This is a genomic window from Niallia sp. CD-39 (assembly GCF_059874745.1).
Map to the genome: position 1 here is coordinate 1 of NZ_JCBCPS010000015.1, position 1,258 is coordinate 1,258.

Consider the following 1,258-nt stretch of genomic DNA (forward strand, 5'->3'; position numbering starts at 1 on the left):
GGGAGTGTAATATTAACTGTGTAAGTAAGGAATGCGTACGGTTCCTTACTCACACAGTTTTTTATTTGATAGAATAATAAGTACAAAGCTAAAGGAGTGTTTCCAATGGGGAAAATGAAGAGAGATCCAAACTCCGTAGAATTAGCGAACAAGATTATCGAACAGTACCAACCTAAATCAGTAGAAGATATGCAAGAAGCATTAAAAGACATATTTGGGCCCATGTTTGAGTCCATGCTAAAAGGAGAAATGAACCATCATTTGGGCTATGAATCAAATGATAAGGGGAAAAAAGAGTCAAGTAATAGAAGGAATGGATATGGAAAGAAGTCAGTGAGAACTACTGCTGGTGAAGTTGAAATTGCCGTTCCTCGTGACCGGGATGGTTCATTTGAGCCGCAATTGATTCCCAAGCGTAAAAGAGACATATCCGCAATTGAGGATAAGGTTATTTCTATGTATGCCAGAGGAATGTCTCAACGAGACATATCTTCCACGATAGAAGACATTTATGGATTCTCTGTGTCTCATGAAATGGTTTCTGATATAACGGATACCGTTCTTCCTGAATTAGACGAATGGCAAAGTCGTCCTTTAAGTAACTGTTACCCTTTTGTATTTGTAGATTGCCTCTATACAACGATTCGTAACGACTATGAAGTAAAGAAATACGCTGTTTATACGATTTTGGGTTATACCATGGAAGGCAAGAAAGAGATTCTTGGTTTATGGTTAAATGAAACAGAAAGTAAGCATAAATGGATGCAAATTTTTGATGAAATCAAATCACGTGGTGTAGAAGATATTTTCTTTCTCTCGATGGATGGCGTTAGTGGTCTGGAAGAAGGAGCACGTGTGATTTTCCCTGATGTGACCGTTCAGCGATGCATCGTTCATTTGATTCGAAATTCCATCAAGTATATCCCGAGTAAAGACTATAAGCCTTTTACTACGGCGTTAAAGAAAGTGTATGGAGCGCCAAGTCTAAAGGCTTGTCATAGTGCGTTTGAATCCTTTGAAAAACAGTGGTCTACGTACCCAGGTGCTGTCGATGTGTGGAAGCGAAATTTTCATCATGTAGAACAATTATACGATTATGGAAGTAATATACGTAAAATCATGTACACAACCAACGCCGTTGAAAGCATTCACTCCAGTTTTCGGAAAGTCACGAAAAAAGGAGCATTCCCCCATGAGAATGCCCTATTAAAAGTATTATATTTGCGGACTAAAGAATTAGAAAACAAATGGAATGGCG

The 1,258-nt window shown here is 38.5% G+C and carries 1 protein-coding gene; it reads left to right on the forward strand.

What is annotated here, in order from left to right:
- Positions 1 to 105: 105 nt before the first annotated feature.
- The coding region (locus AC6F34_RS16270) for an IS256 family transposase (RefSeq protein ID WP_500774041.1) at positions 106 to 1,258 on the forward strand (1,153 nt) is incomplete at its 3' end.